At 74.2% G+C, this 2,046-nt stretch carries 2 protein-coding genes; both read right to left on the bottom strand.

Annotated features, from left to right (window positions below; all coding sequences use genetic code 11):
- Positions 1 to 114: 114 nt before the first annotated feature.
- Positions 115 to 927: an HAD family hydrolase gene (locus CCN44_RS06920; protein ID WP_059249185.1), complete on the bottom strand. Its 813-nt coding sequence runs from the start codon at positions 925 to 927 to the stop codon at positions 115 to 117.
- On the bottom strand, positions 927 to 2,046 hold a 1,120-nt coding region (locus tag CCN44_RS06915), incomplete at its 5' end, for a cysteine protease StiP family protein (RefSeq protein ID WP_244203893.1). The genes CCN44_RS06920 and CCN44_RS06915, both read right to left, overlap by 1 nt.

Below are 2,046 nucleotides of genomic sequence, written 5' to 3'. Positions count from 1 at the left end.
GATGCTGCGGGGGCGGGTGCTGCGGGTAGGTGCCTGCGCCTAAGGGGGTGCCGGGACCTGCCGTCCGGCGGGTGCGGCGCCGTCATGGCCTGTCGCGCGGTTCCCCGCGCCCCTTCAGGCCGGCTGCCGTGCCGCTCTCAGGAACTCCCGCAGGATCCGCTCGCCCGCCAGCACCCCCCGCTCGGGGAGGGCGGTGATCTCCGGGGCCGTCCAGTCCGTGTCGGCCAGTTCGCCGTGGCCGGGGCGCCAGCCCCGGTCGGCGGCCAGCAGCAGGTCGGCGTCGAGGAGGGAGTCGCCGGCGGCCAGTGTCAGCTCCGCGCCGGTGCGCCGGGCGACCTCACGGACGGCCGCGCTCTTGGTGAGCGGCTTGGGGACGGCGTAGATCTTGCGGCCCTGGAGCGACACCGTCCAGCCGCGGTTCTCCGCCCACACCGCCAGCTCCTTCACCCAGTCCTCGGGCAGCAGCTCGCGCTCCACCACCAGATAGGCGAAGAGATCCTCGGCGACCCGGTGCTTGCGCACCCACACCGGGTCGGCCGAGCGCAGCAGGTGCTCGCAGACCTCCTCCAGCGGCGCGCACTCGTCCGCGAGCCGCGCCAGCACGCTCGCGTGCCAGTCGGCGTCGGTGACCCCGTCCACCAGCAGATGCCCGCCGTTGGCGCAGATCGCGTACGCGGGCGGCGGGCCCGGCAGGTTGATGCGCTGGTACTGCTTGCGCGTCCGGGTCGTCGTCGGCACGAACACGGCCGCGTCGCCGAGGTCGGTCAGCAGCTGGGCCGCGGTCTCCGTCATGAAGGAGAGCGGCCTGGCCTCGTGCACCTCCACGCACAGCAGCCGGGGCGCCCGCGCGTCCGGCATGGTCAGCGCGAGGGCCGCCGAGGAGTAGATCAGCGTACGGTCGAGGTCGCTCGCCACCAGCACCGGCATCAGACGTTCACCGCCTTGCCGTCGGCTCCCGTGGCACCCCGCGTGTACCGGGGGTGGATCAGCCCGACGCAGGTGTACGGCAGGTCGCCGACCTCCTCCACCGGCACCCCGCGCTGCTCGGCGAGCAGCCGCACATGGTCCAGGTCGGCGCCCGCACCCGCCCGCGCGAGGATCTTCCAGGGCACCCGGCGCAGCAGCACCCGGGTGGTCTCGCCGACGCCCGGCTTGACGAGGTTGACGTCGTGGATGCCGTACTCCTCGCTGATCCGCTCGACCGCCCGCCAGCCCGCCCAGGTCGGGGTGCGGTCCGCGGCCAGCAGCTCCTTGACCGCGCCGTCGACGGCGTCGGCGACCTCGGGGAAGCGGGCGGAGACGGCGTCGAGGAAGGCCACGGAGACGTCGGCGCCGGCCAGTTCGCGGTAGAACTTGGCGCCGTGGAAGTCGTGCGGGCCGACCAGGTCGGCCCGCAGGACCGTACGGGAGATCAGCCCGGAGACGGTCGAGTTGAGGCAGGCGGAGGGGATGAGGAAGTCCTCCCGGGTGCCGTAGGTGCGCACGCAGGAACCGGGGTCGGCGAGCACGGCGATCTCCGGGTCGAACCCGGTGACGCCCTCGGCTGCCTCGAACTGCGCGACGGCCTGGGCGAGTTCGCGGGTGATCGCGCCCTTGCCGGTCCAGCCGTCGACGAAGACGACGTCCCGTGGGTCGTGGTGGGCGGCGAGCCAGCGCAGCGCGTTGGCGTCGATGCCCCGGCCGCGGACGATCGACACGGCGTAGTGCGGCAGGTCCAGGCCGTGCCGGAACTGCGCCCACCGGCGCATCAGGATGCCGACCGGGGTGCCCGCGCGGGCGAGGGAGACCAGCACCGGGCGGGGCGACCGCTCGGCGATCACCGTCTCGGTGACCGCGCCGACCGCGTGCGCGATCCGGGCGGCCGACGCGTCGAGCGCCGCGTGGAACAGCTCCTGGTACTGCGCGGTGGGCTGGTACTCCACCGGCAGGGACTCGGCGTAGTGCGCGCCGCCGCTCTGGATGGCCTCCTCCCGCTCCTCGGTCGGCGCCTCCAGGGTCACCGCCGACAGGTCCTGGAGCAGCCAGCCGACCTCCTCCGGCGCGTAC

The organism is Streptomyces tricolor (genome assembly GCF_002155905.1).
Taxonomy (GTDB): Bacteria; Actinomycetota; Actinomycetes; order Streptomycetales; family Streptomycetaceae; genus Streptomyces; species Streptomyces tricolor.
Note: the sequence above shows the minus strand (reverse complement) of the source record. Positions and strands in the feature narration are given on the sequence as shown.